This window comes from Streptomyces sp. NPDC059740 (assembly GCF_042733155.1).
In the GTDB taxonomy this organism is placed as follows: domain Bacteria; phylum Actinomycetota; class Actinomycetes; order Streptomycetales; family Streptomycetaceae; genus Streptomyces.
The window spans coordinates 280,884-299,714 of sequence record NZ_JBHWGP010000003.1; the positions used below are offsets into that span (position 1 = coordinate 280,884).

The 18,831-nt window shown below is 73.3% G+C and carries 14 protein-coding genes; 1 reads left to right on the top strand and 13 read right to left on the bottom strand.

All coding sequences use genetic code 11. The annotated features are described in order from the left end of the window. Nucleotides 1–39 precede the first annotated feature (39 nt). From ACFV3R_RS05945 to ACFV3R_RS05960, 4 genes are all read right to left on the bottom strand, one after another. Nucleotides 40–2,676 carry a DUF6493 family protein gene (locus ACFV3R_RS05945; RefSeq protein WP_385576142.1) on the bottom strand — a complete coding sequence of 879 codons (2,637 nt, stop codon included), beginning with the start codon at nt 2,674–2,676 and terminating at the stop codon, nt 40–42. Further along, the gene (locus ACFV3R_RS05950) at nt 2,673–4,112 is read right to left on the bottom strand and encodes an SWIM zinc finger family protein (RefSeq protein WP_385576145.1); all 1,440 of its coding nucleotides are present in this window, start codon (nt 4,110–4,112) and stop codon (nt 2,673–2,675) included. Before ACFV3R_RS05950 ends, ACFV3R_RS05945 begins: the two co-directional genes overlap by 4 nt. Nucleotides 4,113–4,265: 153 nt before the next feature. Beyond that, nucleotides 4,266–4,529 carry a DUF397 domain-containing protein gene (locus tag ACFV3R_RS05955; protein ID WP_385576148.1) on the bottom strand — a complete coding sequence of 88 codons (264 nt, stop codon included), beginning with the start codon at nt 4,527–4,529 and terminating at the stop codon, nt 4,266–4,268. Continuing rightward, the gene (locus tag ACFV3R_RS05960) at nt 4,526–5,416 is read right to left on the bottom strand and encodes a helix-turn-helix domain-containing protein (RefSeq protein WP_385576151.1); all 891 of its coding nucleotides are present in this window, start codon (nt 5,414–5,416) and stop codon (nt 4,526–4,528) included. Before ACFV3R_RS05960 ends, ACFV3R_RS05955 begins: the two co-directional genes overlap by 4 nt. A gap of 148 nt (nt 5,417–5,564) precedes the next feature. On the opposite strand from ACFV3R_RS05960, the gene ACFV3R_RS05965 reads away from it, so the two are divergent. Then, nucleotides 5,565–6,017 (top strand): ATP-binding protein, encoded by a 453-nt coding sequence (locus ACFV3R_RS05965; protein ID WP_385576154.1) that lies wholly within the window; start codon nt 5,565–5,567, stop codon nt 6,015–6,017. A 34-nt stretch (nt 6,018–6,051) separates the two neighbouring features. Here ACFV3R_RS05965 and ACFV3R_RS05970 read toward each other — a convergent pair whose 3' ends face one another. The 9 genes from ACFV3R_RS05970 to ACFV3R_RS06010 form a co-directional block, all read right to left on the bottom strand. Continuing rightward, nucleotides 6,052–6,879 (bottom strand): MarR family transcriptional regulator, encoded by an 828-nt coding sequence (locus tag ACFV3R_RS05970; protein ID WP_385576157.1) that lies wholly within the window; start codon nt 6,877–6,879, stop codon nt 6,052–6,054. Between the two features lie 54 nt (nt 6,880–6,933). Beyond that, nucleotides 6,934–7,671, bottom strand: a complete 738-nt coding sequence (gene narI / locus ACFV3R_RS05975) for a respiratory nitrate reductase subunit gamma (RefSeq protein WP_385576160.1) — start codon at nt 7,669–7,671, stop codon at nt 6,934–6,936. Further along, nucleotides 7,668–8,297 carry a nitrate reductase molybdenum cofactor assembly chaperone gene (narJ, locus tag ACFV3R_RS05980; protein ID WP_385576163.1) on the bottom strand — a complete coding sequence of 210 codons (630 nt, stop codon included), beginning with the start codon at nt 8,295–8,297 and terminating at the stop codon, nt 7,668–7,670. The genes narI and narJ overlap by 4 nt, the downstream gene beginning before the upstream one ends. Further along, nucleotides 8,294–9,889 carry a nitrate reductase subunit beta gene (gene narH / locus ACFV3R_RS05985; RefSeq protein WP_385576166.1) on the bottom strand — a complete coding sequence of 532 codons (1,596 nt, stop codon included), beginning with the start codon at nt 9,887–9,889 and terminating at the stop codon, nt 8,294–8,296. The genes narJ and narH overlap by 4 nt, the downstream gene beginning before the upstream one ends. Then, nucleotides 9,889–13,482: a nitrate reductase subunit alpha gene (locus ACFV3R_RS05990; protein WP_385576467.1), complete on the bottom strand. Its 3,594-nt coding sequence runs from the start codon at nt 13,480–13,482 to the stop codon at nt 9,889–9,891. The genes narH and ACFV3R_RS05990 overlap by 1 nt, the downstream gene beginning before the upstream one ends. A gap of 876 nt (nt 13,483–14,358) precedes the next feature. After that, nucleotides 14,359–15,033: a hypothetical protein gene (locus ACFV3R_RS05995; protein ID WP_385576470.1), complete on the bottom strand. Its 675-nt coding sequence runs from the start codon at nt 15,031–15,033 to the stop codon at nt 14,359–14,361. Nucleotides 15,034–15,414: 381 nt separating this feature from the next. After that, nucleotides 15,415–15,999 (bottom strand): hypothetical protein, encoded by a 585-nt coding sequence (locus ACFV3R_RS06000; protein WP_385576169.1) that lies wholly within the window; start codon nt 15,997–15,999, stop codon nt 15,415–15,417. A gap of 118 nt (nt 16,000–16,117) precedes the next feature. After that, the gene (locus ACFV3R_RS06005; protein ID WP_385576172.1) at nt 16,118–17,674 is read right to left on the bottom strand and encodes a hypothetical protein; all 1,557 of its coding nucleotides are present in this window, start codon (nt 17,672–17,674) and stop codon (nt 16,118–16,120) included. Further along, nucleotides 17,668–18,792: a hypothetical protein gene (locus ACFV3R_RS06010; protein ID WP_385576175.1), complete on the bottom strand. Its 1,125-nt coding sequence runs from the start codon at nt 18,790–18,792 to the stop codon at nt 17,668–17,670. The genes ACFV3R_RS06005 and ACFV3R_RS06010 overlap by 7 nt, the downstream gene beginning before the upstream one ends. Nucleotides 18,793–18,831: the final 39 nt, after the last annotated feature.

Consider the following 18,831-nt stretch of genomic DNA (forward strand, 5'->3'; position numbering starts at 1 on the left):
ATCACCGAGTGCTCACCATGACGTGCCCCGCCGGTCGCCCTACCGGGAGGTCACGTCCCTGATCCGGCGGGCCTGCTTGACCAGTTGTGAGGAACCCGAGCGGGCGGCCAGTGCCTCGACGCCCGGTATCGGCCCACGGCCCCCGGTCCGCTCCGCGCACTCGGCCGCGAGGGTGAGCAGGGCGGTCAGACCGTGCGGCGCTTCGCCTGCCAGCAGCGGCGGCAGGACGGCGGAGAGCACAGCCCAGACGGTGGTGTCCGCGCCGGTGTTCGCCGCTTCCCGCAGCGCCGCCGCGTACCGCTGCGGCTTGAGCCGGCGCAGGCCGGTGAGTTCGGCGATGTCCTGGCCGAGCCGTGCCGCGTCGAGTTGCCCACGGGCGGCCAGGACCAGCACCGCGTCCACGGCGAACAGCTGCTCCTCGGGACGCCGGGCCCCCAGGCCGTAGGCGAGCAGCAGATGGGTCGCGGGCCCGGCCGGACCGCCCGACTCGGCCAGCGCGGGCAGCACGCGCACGGCCGCCTTGAGGTCGTCCAACTCGGCGAGGTCCGCGAAGGTCACCAGCATCCGCGCCGCGAGGACCTCCCGGTGCTGGGGCAGCAGGGCGAGCGCCTGCGGGGAGCACTGCCCCTGGCCGGAGCACTTGCAGGGGCTGCCGACGGGGTCGTGCGCACCGAGCAGGGAGCGGAACGGCTCGGGAAGGTCCTCGTGTCCGGGGAACGCCTCGGTGCGCACCAGGACTCCGGGGCGGGGAGAGCGCAGGCGCAGCGCTTCGGCGTCCCGGGAGACCACCGGGTCGGGCAGGCCGCCGGAGGTGAGCCGGGCGGCGAGCCGCCGTCCCGCCGGGGAGGTGAGCTCCGCGGCGGCCGTCAGCGCCTCGGGCGGTACCTCCCGGTCGAGGCGCAACAGGGCCTGTTCGAAGTCGGCCAGGCCCGGTTCGACGCCGCTGCGCTCGTACGCGGCGAGCCTGGCCACCAATTCCGCCGGGGCGATGGTCCCGGTCGACCAGGTGGGGGTGGCCAGCAGGAACGGCAGGGGTTCGCCGCTCTCCAGCCGCCACCCGATCTCCGCCGCACGAAGGAGGTGGACGGACCAGAGCGCCGTGTGGGGGCACTGGTACTCCTGGGCCCGGTAGGACAGGGCACGCCGGTCCTTGCTGGTGGCCGTGGACATGACGGCCGAGACGACGAACTCAAGTGCCTGCGCCACCACGCTGTCGCTCAGCCAGGAAGCGGGTTCCCGGTGCCTTGCCGCGACCGGTTCCAGGGCGGCTCGCAGGCCCGCCCGGTCGGTGTGGGCATGCACCACCAGGCTGTTCAGCACCCGCTCCTCCTGCGCCGGGGTGCCCCGGCCGCGCAGGAGCGCGCCGAGTTCCTCGGCGAGCTCCACCGGGGATTGCACCGGTCCGAGACGCTCGGGGCCGGGCACCGGCGGCAGGAGGTCGCCTTCCGCAACGGGCGGGGCGGGGCTGGTGGCAGCCTCCGCCGTCATCGCGTCGCCGAACGCCTCGGCTGCGCGTTGGCGCAGGTCGGGGGCGAGCTGCTGCGCGCTCGCCGCCACCTCGGCCAGGGCCGCGTCGCCCGCGTGCCGGCGGTGGCGGACGACCAGGGCGAGGGCGCGGTCCTGGAGGCTGTGCTCCTCGTGGCCGAAGGCCTCGGCGGCCACGGGGAGCAGCGTGTCCGTGTTCGCCCGGACACGCTTCATCGCCTTGTCCAGCATGGCCAACTGCGCCCGTACGATCTTCTTCTCCGGCCGGAAGAGGGCGGCTCGGGACGCCTCCACCAGGTGCTCGGTCTCCAGGCGGCCCGCCTCGTCGAGCCCGGCGAGCACTTCCTGGGCACGTGCCGCCGCGAGGGCGGGGGCGTCGGGCAGCATCCGCACCCAGCTCAGGGTGCGTGCCGCCCGCTCGTCCTCGGTGAGGTCCAGAGCGGTCAGCAGGACGAGGAAGCCCCTCACGATGCCGAGCCGGCCACCGCGCGTCAGCCGCGACAGGCAGCCGTCGATCAGCATCTCGCGGCTCAGGCGTCCCTCCGCCGCCAGACCCACCAGCGCCTCGGGCCACTCGCCCGGCCCGGTGTGCTGGAGGTCCCCGCCGGCTTCCGGCACTTCGAAGAGCCGGGGCACCATCGCCGTCAGGAACGGGTCGTCGCGGAGCCTGTCCCGCACCGTCCAGCCGTGGATGCGCATGCCGGCCTCCCAGCCGAGGACGAAGCCGTCCGTCAGGGGAGGTTCGCAGCCTGCGACGCGCAGCAGCTGTGCGATCAGCGGGTACTTGAGCATGGCGACGGACTCGCGTTGCGCCATGCGGTGCGCCACCTGCCCCAGCCACTCGGGGTCGCGGTCGCCCAGCGCCGTGAGGACGGCGGGCGGGTAGTCGAGGTCGAACCACCACAGTTCGCTGCTGCCGAGCCACTGGGCCGCGGCTGCCGCGCCGGTGCAACACCCCGCCCCTGCGGCCAGCAGCGCCTCACGCCGGGACTGCACTCCCTCGGCCCTGTCGTCCCGGTGGGCCTTGCGCCACGACTTGAGCACCGGCAGGCAGGTGCGCCGCTGGGGGTCGCCGAGGACGCCGACCAGCCGGGCGGCGTCCTCGGCGCTGCCCTCCCGTACGGCGCACAGCAGTGCACGCACGGGCGCCGGGACCTGGTCGGGGATGGCGTAGGCGGGGGACTCGTTCATCGGGTGGCTCCGGTCGGGTGGACGGTCGTGGGTGATGCGGCGGGGGCCGCGGCGGGTGCGGTCCCCTGACCGGACGTGGCGCGGCGCACGATGCGGACGGCAAGGGCGTGCCTGCACGGCCCCCGGCTGCCGCGGTGTTCGCTCCACCAGCGGCAGGTGCAGCTCAGGCGTCCGTCGGCGGACCTGACGCGGTGGACGTGGTCGTCGGCGGAGACGGTGGCCAGCTCGCCGTCCAGGCGCACCGCGCCGGCCTCGACCAGTGCGCGGGCGGCGCGCAACCGGGGGTTGTGGGTCTCGGCCCGCCCGGTGTCGTAGGGCAGTTCGCGGTGGAAGTAGGAGGCCTCCGCCACGTCGTAGCCGATGCGCCCGGAGGTGGAGAGGCGGGTGAGGGCGTCCCGCACGCGCGCCGGGGTCAGCCCGGACTGCGCCGACAGGTCGGCGATGTCGACGGCCGGGTCCCAGGCCAGGAGCACCGAGACCAGTTCGGCGTCCGCGGCCGAGTCCTGCCCGGCCAGGGCGTCCAGGACGCCGCCCTCGCCGGAGAATCCCCGTGCGGTGTCCGGGGAGAGGGTGAGGGTCAGGCGCATCCCCGGGAGTTGCACCTCCCAGGCGCTCGCGACGGGCCCGCTGCCCGCGGTGACGGCCGGCCCGTGGACGCGCAGGCCCGTCGCGTGGCGCAGCACCCGGGCCAGCGCGCCGAGCCGCTCGGGACCCGGCAGGCAGACGGCTCCGGGTACCGGCCGGGTGGCGGTGCGCAGCGAACCCCCGGCCGGGACGAACCACCGGGCTCCCCGGGAGGCACCGCGCGTGGCGCCGGGACGTGGCAGCGCCCGCAGGAAACGCACCGTCTCGGCCGCGGAGAGTTCGGCGCGCAGGTCGAACCCCGAGGCGACCACCTGTGTCTCGGCGAAGCCGCGCAGCCAGCGGTCGGGCAGCGGCACCTTCTTCTCCACCACCGGCCCGTCGAAGGTGGTGACGGTCAGTTCGTCCGGCCCGACCTCCAGGCGCAGCGGGTCGGAGGGCCCCACGCCGGTCAGGGCGTCGCGCAGCGGGACGTTGACGTCGACGTTGGTCGTACCGTGCCCGATCTCTCCTCCGTCGAGGGCGGCGTCCAGCATGTCCAGCCTCGCGTACACCCCGCAGCAGCCGGAGAACGACTCGAACCGCAGCCGGTCCCCGTTCCCCGTCACCACCGGGTCGAGCATCACGAAGCTCGTCGGCCGGTGGTAGCGGGCCGCGGCGACGTCCGCGACGCACAGCAGCCCCGCCGCTCCGACCTGCGGCGCGGTCAGGAACCCACGGAAGAACTGCGGATGGGCGCGCGGACCGGCCGGTGTGGCACCCCCGGAGGTCTGGAGGCTCAGGGTGCCCGCCCCCGTGGAGCGGTGCACGGCGGAGGGCCGGAGGTAGGCGTACGCCTGTACGGCTTGGGTCATGAGCGTGAGGCTAGACCTCACCACTGACAGGGCTGTTCGCGCCTGCGGAGCGGGGCCGGGGCAACGGCCGGCGCCGACACGCAGGAGCGCTGAACAGAGGAGGGCGCCGCCGGCTCATCGGCCGACGGCGCCCGGACAGGCATACGCTACGCGTTACCGGCGGGCAAACCCGAGGAAGGACGACCAGGCTTCGGGACCCACCGTCAGGCCGGGGCGGCTGACGTCCTTGGAGTCGCGGACGTGGACGGTGTGGGGGCAGGCGGCGATCTCGACACACTGGCCGCCTTGGTCGTTGCTGTAGCTGGACCTGTGCCACCCGAGGGCGACCTCTACGCAGTCGCCACCATTTCCTGCGCTGTAACTGCTCTTGCACCAGGTCAGTGCCTCATCCTCACGCCATGATTGCTTCACCCTCATGACTCTCCCAGCAACCTCTCGATCAGGGCCTGCGACTCCCGTGGAGTGAGAGCCTGCGCGCGCAGGGTCCCATACGCCGACTCCAGTTCGCGCACCCTGCCCCGCTCAGTATGGAGACGGCTATCGCCCTGCACCTCGGTATAGGCCATCCTCCGTCCGTCCTTCACTTCCATCAAGGTGAAGGGACCACCGAGGCCAGCATGCTCTTCCCGCTCCAGCGGCATGACCTGCACGTCGACGTTGCGCGCCTGACCAACCAGCATGACCTGCTCCAGCTGTCCACGCCAGACGGTCACACCGCCCAGGCGCCTGCGCAGTGCGGCTTCCTCGATGACGAAGCTCAAGTGTGGCTGTGGGTGTCTACTGAAGATCTCCTGTCTGGCCAACCGGGCTGCGACACGTTGCTCGATCAGTCCCTCGTCCAGCAATGGTCGCCACATACGGAACACGGCCCGCGCGTAATCCGCCGTCTGCATCAGCCCCTTCACCAGATGGGCGTCGTAGGAGTGCAGCTCCACCGCCTCCGCCTCCCACCGCGCCGCATCGCGGAAGAACGGCGGATACTGCGCTCTCGCGACCTCCTCCTTCATCTCCTTCAGGACCCCACCCGCGTCCAGCAGGTCGTCGGCCTGGTCAATGAAGCGTGGCGGCGGAACCCGGCGCCCCTGCTCGTACGCGGCGATGGTGGAGGCCGAGTAGCCCAACCGGGCGCCGAACACCGGGCGTTCCAGTCCGGCCCGCAACCGGAAGCGCTTGAGCTGGCGACCGAACACGCGCAGGATTTCGGAGTGCGAGCCGGCGTCAGCGCCGTAGGGCGCCCCGGTCCCGGTCTCGGTCCCCGCTTCGGAACCCGGCGTTCCGTCCGTCGGCTCCGTGGTCTGACTCATCTCCGGCATCACCTCCACCGGCCAACGCCGCACCGCGCCGACCGTCACGCCCCGCCCCGCCTACACGTGCGCCTGCGACGCCTACCGCTACCGGCCGTAGGCGCGCTGTTGCTCGTCAGCGTAGGGGCGGGACGGAAGCGTGTACCTCGTGAACAGCGAAAACTCCCCCGTTCCGGTCTTCCCGTCCACCGCGCTCGACTTCGCGATGCGCTTCACCTCCTCGCCCCGCGGTGCCCGCCTGGCTCGTCGGCTCGTCTCGCACCGGCTGGACACCTGGGGGCACCCGTACACCTCGACCGCCAACGAGACGCTGACGCTGGTCACGGCTGAGCTGACCGCCAACGCCGTGCGTCACGGCCACGTGGCGGGCCGCGACTTCCACCTGCGCCTGACCGGCACGGACGAGCTGCTGCGCGTCGAGGTCACCGACACCCGCACCGAGTGCCTGCCGCTGCTCTCCCACCACGAGCCGCCGGGCGACGCCGAGACGGGCCGGGGCCTGCTCGTCGTCGCCCGCCTCGCGTCCCGCTGGGGGCTGACGCCCCGTACCGGAGCGCCCGGGAAGACGGTCTGGGCGGAGCTGTGCGTTCCCCGCCACTGACCAGCGGGCCACTCCTGCCGTCAGTCGCCACGCCTCACTTCGACCCCGCCGCCACCACCTTCGCGGTGAGGGGTTCGAGTGCGGCGGCCAGCTCGTCGAGCTCGGCGGGGGAAAGGGCTTCGTAGGGCGGGACGGCGAGCTCGTCGGTGAGGTCTTCGATGTGCTGCTTGGTCTCGCGGCCGGCGTCGGTGAAGTGGCCGTCCGCGTCGACGAGTCCGCGCGTGCGCAGGCCGTCCATGACCGCGGCCAGCCGCTCCTTCGGCAGGTGGTGGATGCGCCCGAACGACTCGGGCGGGTGGATGCCCTTGTCCAGCGCGCTGAGCACGTGGGCCTCCGTGCCGCCGATGCGTGCGCCGACGAGCGCGGCGACGTGCCCGTCACCGCGGTGCTCGCGCAGCACGGTCGCGGAGTGCCAGAGCCGGGCGACCGGGTCGCTCGGCACCGGAAGGGTGCGCATCGCCGCGTACATCACCCGGCCTTCGGTGGGGGCGCCCGCCGCGGCCTTGGTGGTGAGGTCCGCGGCGCGTACCAGGCCCGGGGAGGCGGCCAGTTCCTCGCCGAGGATGCGCCGCAGGGCGGCTGCGCTGCCGCGCTCCCGCGCTGCGACGGACGCCTCGGGCGGGATCGTCTCCCAGACGCCCGGGATGTGCCGCGCCACCTCCCCGTCGGCGAAGCTGTAGAAGGCCGCGTGCACCACCTCCGCCGGCACCTTCCCCAGCGGCGCGGCGCGGCTGGCGAAGTAGCCGTCCCAGTAGGTGCGGTGGCCGAGCGCGGCCAGCTCCGCGTTGCTCTCCGCGGCGAAGTAGGTGACCAGGCAGATCGGCTCCAGAAGCCCGTGCATGCGGCGGGCGGTGTGGGTCATGGCCTCATCATGCCGTCGTGTCGCGCCCCGGCGCAGCGGTACGGTCCGGCCCCCTCAGCGCCGTGTCCCGTGCACCACCCGCGCCCGGGCCCGTCCCGCGGTGCTGCGCGGGTGGGCGGAGCGGGAGCGGTAGACGACGTAGGGGCGGGCCAGGTAGCCGAGCGGGGCGGTGAAGGCGTGGACGAGGCGACTGAAGGGCCAGAGGGTAAAGAGGGCCATGGCCAGCAGGGCGTGGACCTGGTAGGGCAGGGGGGCGTGGGCCATGGCGGGGACGTCGGGGTCGAGGGTGAACAGGGAGCGGAACCACAGGGACACCCCCTGTCGGTAGTCGTAGGAGTGGGGGGCGAGGGTGGTGGCGGTGGCGGCGAGGCCGGCGAGCAGGACGGTGACGAGGAGCGGGTAGAGGACCCGGTCGCTGCGGCTGGTGGCGGCGCGCACGGCGGGGACCCGCAGGCGCCGGTGGAGCAGGACGGCCAGGCCGGTGAGGGTGGCCAGCCCTGCGGCGCCCCCGACGAACAGGGCGTTGGCGTGGTACAGCGGTTCGCTGACGTGCAGGCGTTCGGTGAGTGACTCGGGGACCAGCAGGCCGACGACGTGGCCGGTGGCGACGAACAGCAGGCCGTAGTGGAAGAGGGGGCCCCCGATGCTCAGCAGCCGGTGTTCGTGCAGTTGGCTGGAGCGGGTGGTGAAGCCGAAGCGGTCGTAGTGGTAGCGCCAGGCCGTGCCGGCGACGAGGACGGCGCCGACGAGGTAGGGCAGCACGCCCCACAGGGCGATGTGCAGGTGGTTCATCGACGCATCTCCTGCGAGGACGCGGCCCGCGGGGGCACGGTGGGGAAGGGCAGCAGGCCGACGCTCTCGGCGGGCGGGCCGCTGCGGGCGAGGTGGAGGGCGGCGGCGCGGTCGGCCGGGGAGGGGCCGGGGAGGGTACGGCAGACGGCCGTGAGGACGTCGGCGTAGGGGCTGCGGTGGTCGGTCAGGGCCAGGCGCAGCAGTTCGAGGGCGGCGCGGTGGCCTTGCAGCGCCTGCCGGCCGGGGTCCGGGCAGCGGGCGGCGAACTCCAGCAGCAGGGGCAGGAAGTCGGGCAGTTCATCCCCCGGTGGCTCCCAGCCGTGGGCGCGGTACAGGTTCTGGCAGCGCAGCAGTGCCTCGCCGCGGCGCCGGGTGTCGCCGTCCGTGTAGTAGGTCAGGTGCAGGGTGCGGCGCCGGCTGCGGTCGAAGGTGGTGATGTAGCGGGCGGACAGCTGAAGTTGAGGGACCTCGGCGACGGCGGCGCAGAACCGCAGCAGCAGCGCCGCCTCCTCACCGGTGAGGTCGGCCAGGCCCTCGCGCACCAGGCCCAGTCGCCGGGGCCAGTCCTCGCCGGGGTGGGTGAGCAGCAGGGAGGCCGCCTGGTGGAGGGCGGCGGTACGGGTCATCCCTGCTCCCGGCGGGGGAAGAGGCCGGACGGTCGGCCCTCGCCGTTCCAGTTGAGGAGGTTGACGCGGCCCCGCAGGAGCGACCCGGCCGGTTCGGGTGCGGGGGGCTGGGCGGGCGGGGCATGGAAGGCGTCCATCTCGTACATGCCGGGCAGGCCCTCGCCGTCCAGGCTGCAACCGGCCTCGGGATCGGCGTGCGAGGTGGTGTAGCCGGTGGGGATGACGTAGCGGTCCTCGTACTTGGCCAGGGCCAGCAGCCGGTACATGGCCTCGATGCCGTCGGTGTCCATGCCGACGGCGCGGGCGATCGCGGGATCCTGCTCCTCGCCGAGGTTGACGCGGCGCATGTGGGCGCGCATGGCGGCCAGGCGGCACAGCGCCGCCTCCACGGGGGCCGGGTCGCCCGCCGTGAACAGCTCGGCCAGGTAGCCGACGGGGATGCGCAGGGCGTCGATCGAGGCGAAGAGCTTGGCCGGGTCCTCACCGTCGTGGCCGGTGGCGGTCAGGGTCTCCACGATGGGCGAGAGCGGCGGGATGTACCAGACCATCGGCATGGTGCGGTACTCCGGGTGCAGCGGCAGCGCCACCCGGTACTCGCTGATCAGCGCGCGGACCGGGGAGCGGCGGGCGGCGGTGATCCAGTCGTGCGGGATGCCCGCCTCCTCGGCGGCCCGCTCCACCTCGGGGTCGTCCGGGTCGAGGAAGCAGCCGAGCTGCGCGGGGTAGAGGTCCTTCTCGTCCGCGGTGGCGGCGGCCTCGCCCACCCGGTCGGCGTCGTAGAGGACGACACCCAGGTAGCGCAGCCGGCCGACGCAGGTCTCGGAGCAGACGGTGGGCTGGCCGGCCTCGATGCGCGGGTAGCACAGGGTGCACTTCTCGGCCTTGCCGGTGGTGTGGTTGAAGTAGACCTTCTTGTACGGGCAGCCGGTCACGCACATGCGCCAGCCGCGGCAGCGGTCCTGGTCGACGAGGACGATGCCGTCCTCGATCCGCTTGTACAGCGCCCCGGAAGGGCACACCGCCACGCAGGAGGGGTTGAGGCAGTGCTCGCAGATGCGCGGCAGGTAGAACATGAACGCCTGCTCGTACTCCAGACGCACCCGCTCGTTCATCTTCCTCAGCACCGGGTCGCCGGCGAGGTGCTCGGGGCCGCCACCCAGGTCGTCGTCCCAGTTCGGTCCCCAGGTCACCTGGGTGGGGCGGCCGTCGACCAGGGAGCGGGGGGCGGCGGTGGGCACGTCCTCGCCCAGCGGCGCGCTGATCAGGTTCTCGTAGTCGTAGGTCCAGGGCTCGTAGTAGTCCTCCAGGGCCGGGAGCCGCGGGTTGGCGAAGAGCTGGGCGAGGCGGCGGGCCCGGCCGCCGCTGCGCGGCACCAGGCGGCCGCGTTTGAGCCGCCAGCCGCCCTGCCACCTCTCCTGGTCCTCGTGGGAGCGGGGGTACCCCTGTCCGGGACGGGTCTCGACGTTGTTGAACCACGCGTACTCGGTGCCCGACCTGTTGGTCCAGGTCTGCTTGCAGGTGACCGAGCAGGTGTGGCAGCCGATGCACTTGTCGAGGTTCATGACCATCGCGACCTGCGCCATGACACGCATCAGTACGTGACCTCCTGGGAGCGGCGCCGGATGACGGTCACGGCGTCGCGCTGGTTTCCGGTGGGGCCGTAGTAGTTGGGCGCGAAGCTGAGCTGGGCGTGGCCGCCGATGAGGTGGGTGGGCTTGATCAGCAGCCGGGTCAGGGCGTTGTGGACCCCGCCGCGCCGCCCGGTCGCCTCGGACTTGGGCACGTTCACCAGGCGTTCCTGGACGTGGTACATGAACACCGTGCCGGGCGGCATGCGGTGGGAGACGACGGCCCGTGCGACGACGACACCGTTGGCGTTGACCGCCTCGATCCAGTCGTTGTCGGAGGCTCCGACGGCCGCGGCGTCCTCGGGGCTGAGCCAGATGGCGGGGCCGCCGCGGGCCAGGGTCTGCATCAGCAGGTTCTCCTGGTACTCGGAGTGGATCGACCACTTGGAGTGCGGGGTGAGGTAGCGCACGGTCACCGTGCGCTCGCCGGTGCCGCCGTCCCGGCGCGGCTGCTCACCGAGCGCGGCGAGGTCCAGGGGCGGTCGGTAGACGGGGAGTTGCTCCCCGTACTCGGCGATCCACTCGTGGTCGAGGTAGAAGTGCTGGCGGCCGGTGAGGGTGTGCCAGGGCTTGCGGTGCTCGGTGTTGATGGTGAACGGCGAGTAGCGGCGGTCGGGGGCCTCCTTGCCGGACCACTCGAAGCTGGCGCCGACCTGGACGGGCCGTGCCTGGGTGTCGGAGAAGACGATGCGCCGCTCGGCGGCCGAGGCGGCCAGCTCCGCCAGCCCGCTCTGCGGCCCGCAGCGCTGTTCCAGTTTCCGGAAGCCTTCCGCGGCCACTCGTCCGTTGGTGGTGCCGGAGAGGGCCAGGATGGCCTCGCACAGCTTCACGTCGGTGTCGAGCAGGGGGCGCCCGCGGGCTGCTCCGTCCCGGGCGGTGCCGCAGCGGCGGGCGAGCCAGCGGGTCTCCTCGGCGGTGTGCACGGTGACGCCGCGCACCTGCATGCCCTCGCTCTCGGGCAGCGGACCGAGTGCGGCCAGCCGGTCGGCGAGCGCGGTGTAGTCCCGGTGGACCAGCGTGTACTGGGGGCGGGTGGGGCCTGCGGCGGGCGCCTCGCCGGGAGTGTCGTGCTGCAGGGCCGTGGGCACCAGATCCCAGGCCTCCTCCAGGCGGCCCCGGGCGAGTTCGCTGATCTTCGCTGCGAGGCCGTGGAAGATGTCGAAGTCGGTGCGGGCCTGCCAGGGCGGGTTGATCGCCGGGGAGAAGGCGTGCACGTAGGGGTGCATGTCGGTGCTGGACAGGTCGTGCTTCTCGTACCAGGTCGCCGCGGGCAGGACCAGGTCGGCGAAGAGGGTGGTGGAGGTCATGCGGAAGTCGAGCGCCAGCAGCAGGTCGAGCTTCCCGCGGGGGCCCTCCTCCCGCCACTTCACCTCCCGGGGCCGGCTCCCGGGGGGTGCCTCGACGGCCGCGGCGTTGTCCTGCGCGCCCAGCAGGTGGCGCAGGAAGTACTCGTTGCCCTTCGCCGAGGACCCGATGAGGTTGGCGCGCCATACCGTCAGCACGCGCGGCCAGTTGGCGCTGTCGTCGGGGTCCTCGCAGGCGAACGTCAGCTTTCCCGCTTCCTGTTGCTGCGCCACCCACCGCGCCGGGTCCGCTCCGAAGGCGTGTGCCAACCGGCCCAGTTCCAGGGGGTTGGCCGAGAAGGTGGGGTAGGACGGCATCCAGCCCTGCCGGGCGGACCGGGCCACCAGGTCGGCGGTGTGCGCGCCGGCGAAGGTGCCGCGTGCCGTGGGTGAGGCGAGCGTGTCGGCGGTGAACCCCTCGTAGCGCCACTGGTCGGTGTGCAGGTACCAGTACGGGGTGCCCGCCATCTGCCGTGCGGGGCGCACCCAGTCGGAGGCGGTGGCCAGTTGCTGCCAGCCCGCGTACGGCCGCACCTTCTCCTGGCCGACGTAGTGGGCCCAGCCGCCGCCGTTGACGCCCTGGCAGCCGGTGAGCAGCAGCAGCGACAGGAACGAGCGGTAGATGGTGTCCGAGTGGAACCAGTGGTTGGTGCCGGCCCCCATCACGATCATGCAGCGGCCGCCGGTCTGCTCGGCGGTCCGCGCGAACTCCCGGGCCGCCCGCACCACCGCCCGGGCGGGCACCGAGGTGACGGCCTCCTGCCAGGCCGGGGTGCACAGGCCGTCGGCGTCCTCGTAGGACGTCGGCCAGAGGCCCTCCAGTCCTTCGCGGCCCACGCCGTACTGGGCGAGCATGAGGTCGAAGACGGTCGTCACCAGGCGTCCGCCCAGGCTGCGGACGGGGACGCCGCGGGTCAGCGTCGCCCCGGCCTCGTCGAAGCGGGGCAGGACGACCTGCACGCTGCGCCCGGCCGCTCCCTCGTACAGGCTCAGGCGCGGCTCGACGGCACCCAGCTCCAGGTTCCAGCGGCCTTCCCCCTCCTTGGACCAGCGGTCGCCCAGCGTCCCGTTCGGCACCACCGGTGTGTCGGTGGCGGCGTCCAGGAGGACGGGCATCCAGCGGCGCCCCTCCTCCTGGGCGTCTTGCGCCAGGCCCAGGTCGGCGGCGGTCACGAAGGCGCCCGGGACGTGGCTGCCCGGCTCGCGCTCCTGGAGTTCCACCAGGAACGGCAGGTCGGTGAAGCGCCGCACGTAGTCGGCGAAGTAGGGCACCTGGCGCTCGACGAAGCACTCCTTGAGGATGACGTGCCCCATCGCCATGGCCACGGCGCCGTCGGTGCCGGGGTGGGGGTGCAGCCACTCGTCGGCGAACTTGGTGGCGTCGGCGTAGTCCGGCGAGACCACCACGACCTTCTGCCCCCGGTAGCGGGCCTCGGCCATCCAGTGGGCGTCCGGGGTCCTGGTGACGGGGACGTTGGAGCCCCACAGCATCAGGTAGGCGGCGTCCCACCAGTCCCCGGACTCCGGGACGTCGGTCTGGTCGCCGAAGACCTGGGGCGAGGCGACCGGCAGGTCGGCGTACCAGTCGTAGAAGGAGAGCATCGGCGCGCCGAGCAGGGCGTGGAAGCGCGCCCCCACCGCGTGCGAGGCCATCGACATGGCCGGGATCGGGGAGAAGCCGGCGATCCGGTCGGGTCCGTGGGCGGAGAGGGTGTGGACGTGCGCGGCGGCGGCGATCTCCAGCGCCTCCTGCCAGCCGATGCGGACCAGGCCGCCCTTGCCGCGGGCCGCCTGGTACCGGCGGCGGCGCTCCGGGTCGGAGGTGATCTCGGCCCAGGCCGCCACGGGGTCGCCGTCCAGGCGCCGCTTCGCCTCCCGGAACATCTCGACCAGCACGCCGCGGGCGTGCGGGTAGCGCACCCGGGTGGGCGAGTAGGTGTACCAGGAGAAGGACGCTCCGCGCGGGCATCCCCGGGGCTCGTAGTCCGGTCGGTCCGGCCCCGTCGAGGGGTAGTCGGTCGCCTGGGTCTCCCAGGTGATGAGGCCGTCCTTGACGTAAACCTGCCAGGAGCAGGAGCCCGTGCAGTTGACCCCGTGCGTGGAGCGGACCACCTTGTCGTGGGCCCAGCGTTCCCGGTACGGGGCGTCGCTGACGGCCTGGTCCGTGCGGAACACCGCTCGGCCGTCGGGTGTCGCGGGTGCCCTGCTGAGCATCCGTCCGGCTTGCAGCAACCGGTCCGTGACGGCGTCCGCCGCGCGCTCCGTGGTAGCTCTGACTCTGTCCTGCTTCACCTGCTGGGCCCTTCTGGGGATGGCAGCCACAGCCGGCCCACAGCGCTCGGACCGGCCCACCGCACGAGGTGCGTCGCGTCCCAGACTGACCCCGGGTACCCGTTTCTCCGGCGTCTCTTTTCAAGAGTTGGACGTATTGGAGAGGTGTTTTGGCGCACCCTTGAGGAAATCAGGGCACGCTCTTCACCTCTTCATGCCGACTCCGCGCGCACAGGCGAATATTGCATATGCCGAAGTCAGTATGCGAAAGCAGAATGCCAATACTTTTTACACCGGCCGGTGATACCCGCGCGCCCCACCGGTCGCGCGCGACCCCTGCGCGCGGCGCGCGACCTCCTCGGAAGCCGCACCAGGCGGGTGATCCCGCGTCTGCGACGCGGTCCGCACGGAAAGCCCACTCGGTTGTCACGGGGAGAGCGGGAACCGGCCACCCGAATACACCGGAGGAACCTTTTTGCACCATCACGAAAAGGAATCCCACCCCTTTCCGGTCTGCGGCGGGGCCTTTCCTGTGAGCCCGTGAGCAGTGCTCTCCTGCTGGCCGACTCCCGACACCTCTTCAATCCACGCGGACCGGACCGGGCCGAGGGAAAGGTGCGGGCCGCCGGCCGCCGCTCCCCCGCCACGAGCCGCCCGGTGACGCCGGGAGGGGGCCGGGCCCGTGGCGCCGCCGCCCGCCCCGCAGGCCGGTGGCGGCGCTGCCGCGCACCGGCGCACCCGGGCCGGAGGAAGGTCCCGCGTGGCCGGGCAGCCTCGGCACCCGGCCGGAGCCGGCGGCCGAGGGGGCTGGCGCGCTCGTCAGACGATGACGGGGACGGTCTCGGAGCGGTCGGTGGACCAGTTGGTGACGATGGGCTTCTCGACGGTGGCGGTGTCGGGCAGCTTGAGCTCGGCCGGGTTGGGGTCGTCCTCGGTCGTGGCGATGATGACGTGGTCGAACTCCACGCCCCCGTTGCCCTTGGTGGTCTTGGGGCTGATGCCGGTGTAGGCGACGGCGGAGCCGCTGAGCTTGATGGGGTCCTCACCGCCCTGGCCGACCGGGGAGGCGACACCCTCGGCTCCGGAACCGAAGGACACGCTGGGGGTGTTGACGTCCAGGTAGCAGCTGATGCCGGACTTGGCCCTGGCGGCGACGAGGTAGTAGCCGCCGGCCTGGGTCTGCGAGGTGACGGTGAAGGTGAGGTCGTTGGTGCCGCAGGCCTGCCCGTAGCCGCTCTTCCCGCTCTGCTGGGAGGCGTTGTCGTCGGTGGAGCCGCCGGAGTGGGAGCCACCGGTGGCGGAGCTGGTCGAGGTGGTGCCGGCGGAGGGACTGTTGCCGGCGCCGCTGTCGGCGGGGGCGGGGGCGGAGGCCGTGGAGCTGCCGGCGTCCGCGAGGTCGTCGGAGTCGCAGGCGGTGGCGGTGGCGGCGAGGGCCGCCACGGCCGCAGCGGCCAGGACAAGACGGGCGGGGCGGGCGGCGAGACGCGAACGCATCATGATCTCCAGCGGCTGTCGGTTGCGGCGTTTCCTGCTGACACCGACGACAGTAGGGCCGAGTCGATCCTGAAATGATCCTGCTCATGTCCGGGTTCTGTCCCGGCTGCCCGCGCTGGGCGGAGGGGCGTTCGCCCGCCCCCACCACCGGCTCAGGGGTCCTTGCCATATGAGCGTCCGATGAGGTCGCGTGGTCTGGTGCCGTGCATCGCAAGGCGCCGGAGAGTCCTCGTAGCGGAGCTACTAGGGCTTTTCGGCAACGCCGCGAGGTGCGGTGCCAGACCACGCGGCCCGGGCGGGCATATGGCAAGGACCCCTCAGGCCGGGCCGGGGCCGAGCGGCAGCGCGCGTCCCGGTAGCGGTGAGCCGGGGCTGCGGTGTTCACGCCTGGTGCACGAAGGCGACCACGAAGACCGCCCCCGCAACCGCCAGCACCCCCACCGCGGGCACCACCCACCAGGCGCGGCGGGCGCCTCGCAGCGGGGCCGTCAGGCGTCGCTGGAGGGCCGCGAGCAGGTGCAGCAGCGCCACGTCAGCGGCACCGAACGGCAGTGAGACGGCGAAGTGCGTGAGCCAGGCCCCGGTTCGGGTGGGGCCGCCCCACGAGGTGTCGTACGGCCCCCGGTCGACCCACCCGTACAGCAGCCCGCGCGCCACCAGCAGCCCGAGCAACGCGGCCAGGACGAGCGCGAGGACGCCGAGCAGCCCGGCCAGGACCGCTTGCGCGGCCAACCGGACCCGTCCGGGCAGCGGTCGGCCGTCGGCGCCGGCCCGCAGCAGGCGGCAGGCGGCCCCCCGGCTGCCGAAGACGGTCGCGGCCAGGGCGGCCAGCGCGGAAGGCAGCAGGAGGACCGCCGCGCCCGCGGGACCGGCCAACCGCTGCCACCGGCCCCGGTGCGGTGGCTGCTGGAGTGTGGAACGGCCCTCGGCCGTCGGCGGCGCTTCATCGTGCGAGGCACTGGTCATTACCGGACCGTACGGTCGTGGTGCCCACCCGCGCGTCACCCCGTGGAGCCGTCTGTCCGCCCCTACCGGCGTAGGGGGCGTAGGGGGCGCAGCAGTCCCCGGCGGCCCTGCCGGGTGGTCACCGCCGCTGCGGGACGACGCACCCCCGCCCCTGCCTGAGGTCGGCCGGGGGCTCGCCCTCGGGCCAGGCCAGGCCCAGGAAGCGCGGATTCGCCGTGGCGGGGTCGAGGCGGACGACGGCGACGGCCTTGTCGTAGGGGTTGCCCGCGGCGTCCAGGCAGATCCAGCCGCCGGCACCTTCGACGGTGTACGGGCCCTGGAGGCGCGGCCAGCCGTGGGCGACGCGGGACAGTGAGGGCAGGTGGGTCCCGTGGGTGTGGACGCGGATGCCCTGGATCGCGGTGCGGGCGGAGTCGTAGACGGCGACGGTGCGGCTGTCGGCCAGGTCCACGGGGCCGATGGAGCGGGCCGCACCGGCCTGCCGGACCAGGCGGGTCAGGCCGCGCATGACGGCGGGGGTGCCGCCGGTGGCAGGTGCGTGCGGTGTCGTCCAGGCGTCGGGGTGGGAGATGGCGGTGTACTCCACGGTGATGCCGCCGCGGCCGGACACCTTGTCGGGGCGCATGTCCTTCCGGTCCAGCGCGGTGTCCAGGTAGAGGGTGGCGGCGTCCGAGCCGCTGATGACGGTGAACGAGTCCTGCGCGCAGGTGCGTTCGGTGGCCAGGGCGTTGACGAACTGCCGCAGGTGAAGCGGGCGCCCGGCGAAGTAGACGGTGTCGATCGGGGGTGTGGCCACGCACAGGGTGACGACCAGGTCGGCGAAGTCGCGGTCCAGGCCGCTGGGCGCGTCGATGCCCTCGGAGGTGAAGGGTTGCGGAGCGTGCGGGGAGCCGGCGAGTTTGCGGGCGAAGGCGGTCCGCAGCGCCGAGACGTAGGCGTCGTGCGGGCGTTCGTCCTCGACCAGGACGGCGCGTCGGGGGTCGCGGCCGTGGTCGAAGTGGACGAGTGCGTCGGCCTGTTCGGTGTTGGTCGGTACGACCCGGGCGAAGCCGTCGAAGCGTCGCGCGCCCGTCTCCGGGTTGGCCAGCGTGTCGGCGGTGAGGGGGCCGCCCACGGCGGGGAGGTGCTTGACGTTGGTGAGGTAGTCCAGGGCGTCGGCGGTCTGCGGGACGCTGCGGTCGAACCCGAAGACCGCGCGGAGGTTGTCGGGAGCGGCGGTCATCCCGGCCAGCCGGTCGGCCACCGGCCGCCAGTGGGTGCGGTCCCGGCCGGGGTTGGCCAGCACCAGCCTGATGTGCGGCGAGCCCTCCCGGTTGGCCTGGTGCTGGGCCAGGTAGGCGCCCTGGACCTCGTGCAGGATCTGCTCCCGGCCGGCGGCGGTGGCGGCGTCCATGGGGATCATCAGGGCGATGGTGGCGTGCTCCTGGCCGGCCACCGACCGGTTCTCGGCGGCGATGCGGCCCAGGACGCCGCGGAGGCGGCCGTTGAAGACGTAGCTGCCGTCGGTGACCGTGATGCACTCGCCGCCGAGCCGCTCCCCCCGGTCACCGCAGGACGCGGCGCGGCCCTGGAGGTAGCGGACCGTGAGGGTCGCGACGAGGGCGAGCACCAGCACGCCGGTCAGGAGGGTCAACGGCCCGACGTCACGGGCCGGGTTGCGGTGCCGGGTCAGCACGGGCGGCCTCCGTTCCGGCCGGTGCGGCTGGTCAGCGTCAGCAGCCACCGCTCCTGCGGGGTGCGTCCGGCTGCCGGCCACCACTCGCCCAGGTGGCCGGCGAGGTCCTCGACGTGCCGCTCGGGAGCGCTGACGCCGTCCGCCGCGCCCGGAAGGGGACGGTGGGTGGTGGAGACGGCCAGGACCACCGGGCGGGTGGGGCGGCGCCGGGAGGTCGGCTCGGCGTCGTAGGCCTGCACCAGGGCGGCGAGCAGACGGCGGCCGGCGGGGGCCTCCGCGTGCGGCAGCAGGATGAGGGGCGGGCGGTCCCGGTTCAGGCGCCGGTAGCAGTGGTAGTGGGCGTCGATGTCGGCGAGGAAGGCGAGGGTGAGCAGGGCCGGGGCGGTGCGGCCCCGCTTGTCGCAGTGGTTGCGGTGCACGTTGAACAGCTCCGCGACGACGGCTTCCCGCCGCGGCAGCAGGCTGCGCGCCGGCACCTGGAGGGTCCGCCCCCACCAGCGCAGCGAGGTCCGGTACGCGCGTCCCCGCAGCAGCAGGAGCCGCAGCAGGGCGAGACCGAAGGAGGTCACCGCGCCGGGCGTGCCGAGTCCGGCGACGGCCTTCTCCACGCGGTCCAGCCCTTCCACCGGTCCGGGTGGCTGGCGGTCCTCGCGTTCCCGGCGCAGTTCCCGCAGGAGCAGCCGTAGTTGTTCGTCGAGGTCGAGGTCGGTGGGCGCGGTGTTTCGACGGGTGGCGGCCCAGCGCTGGACCAGCAGCCCGGTGGACAGCCGCGGGAAGGCGAGGGGAGGGCGGTGGGCCAGTTCGCCGCCCAGCCCGCCGGCGCGGGTCGAGAGGTACCAGAGGCAGTCGGTGACGGCGCGTCCGGACGCCTGGGGTTCACCGGTCGGTACCGCGAGGTCGTTGACGGGTAACGCCCCGTTGTCGGCGTAGCGGTGCCGTAGCCGCCCGAGCAGCGCGGCTGCCGCGGCCGGGCGGGGCTCGACGATCTCCAGCAGGGGCGGCCCGCCACGGCGCCGCATGCGGCTGCCGGGGCTGACCCGGGCCAGCCGGTCTTCCATCAGCAACCCGGCAAGCACGCGGGTGAGCTGGTCTTCGTACTCGGGGGGCGGTGGGTGCACCGCGGCCTCCTTGGCGGTGAGGCGGACCGGAAGTGTGCC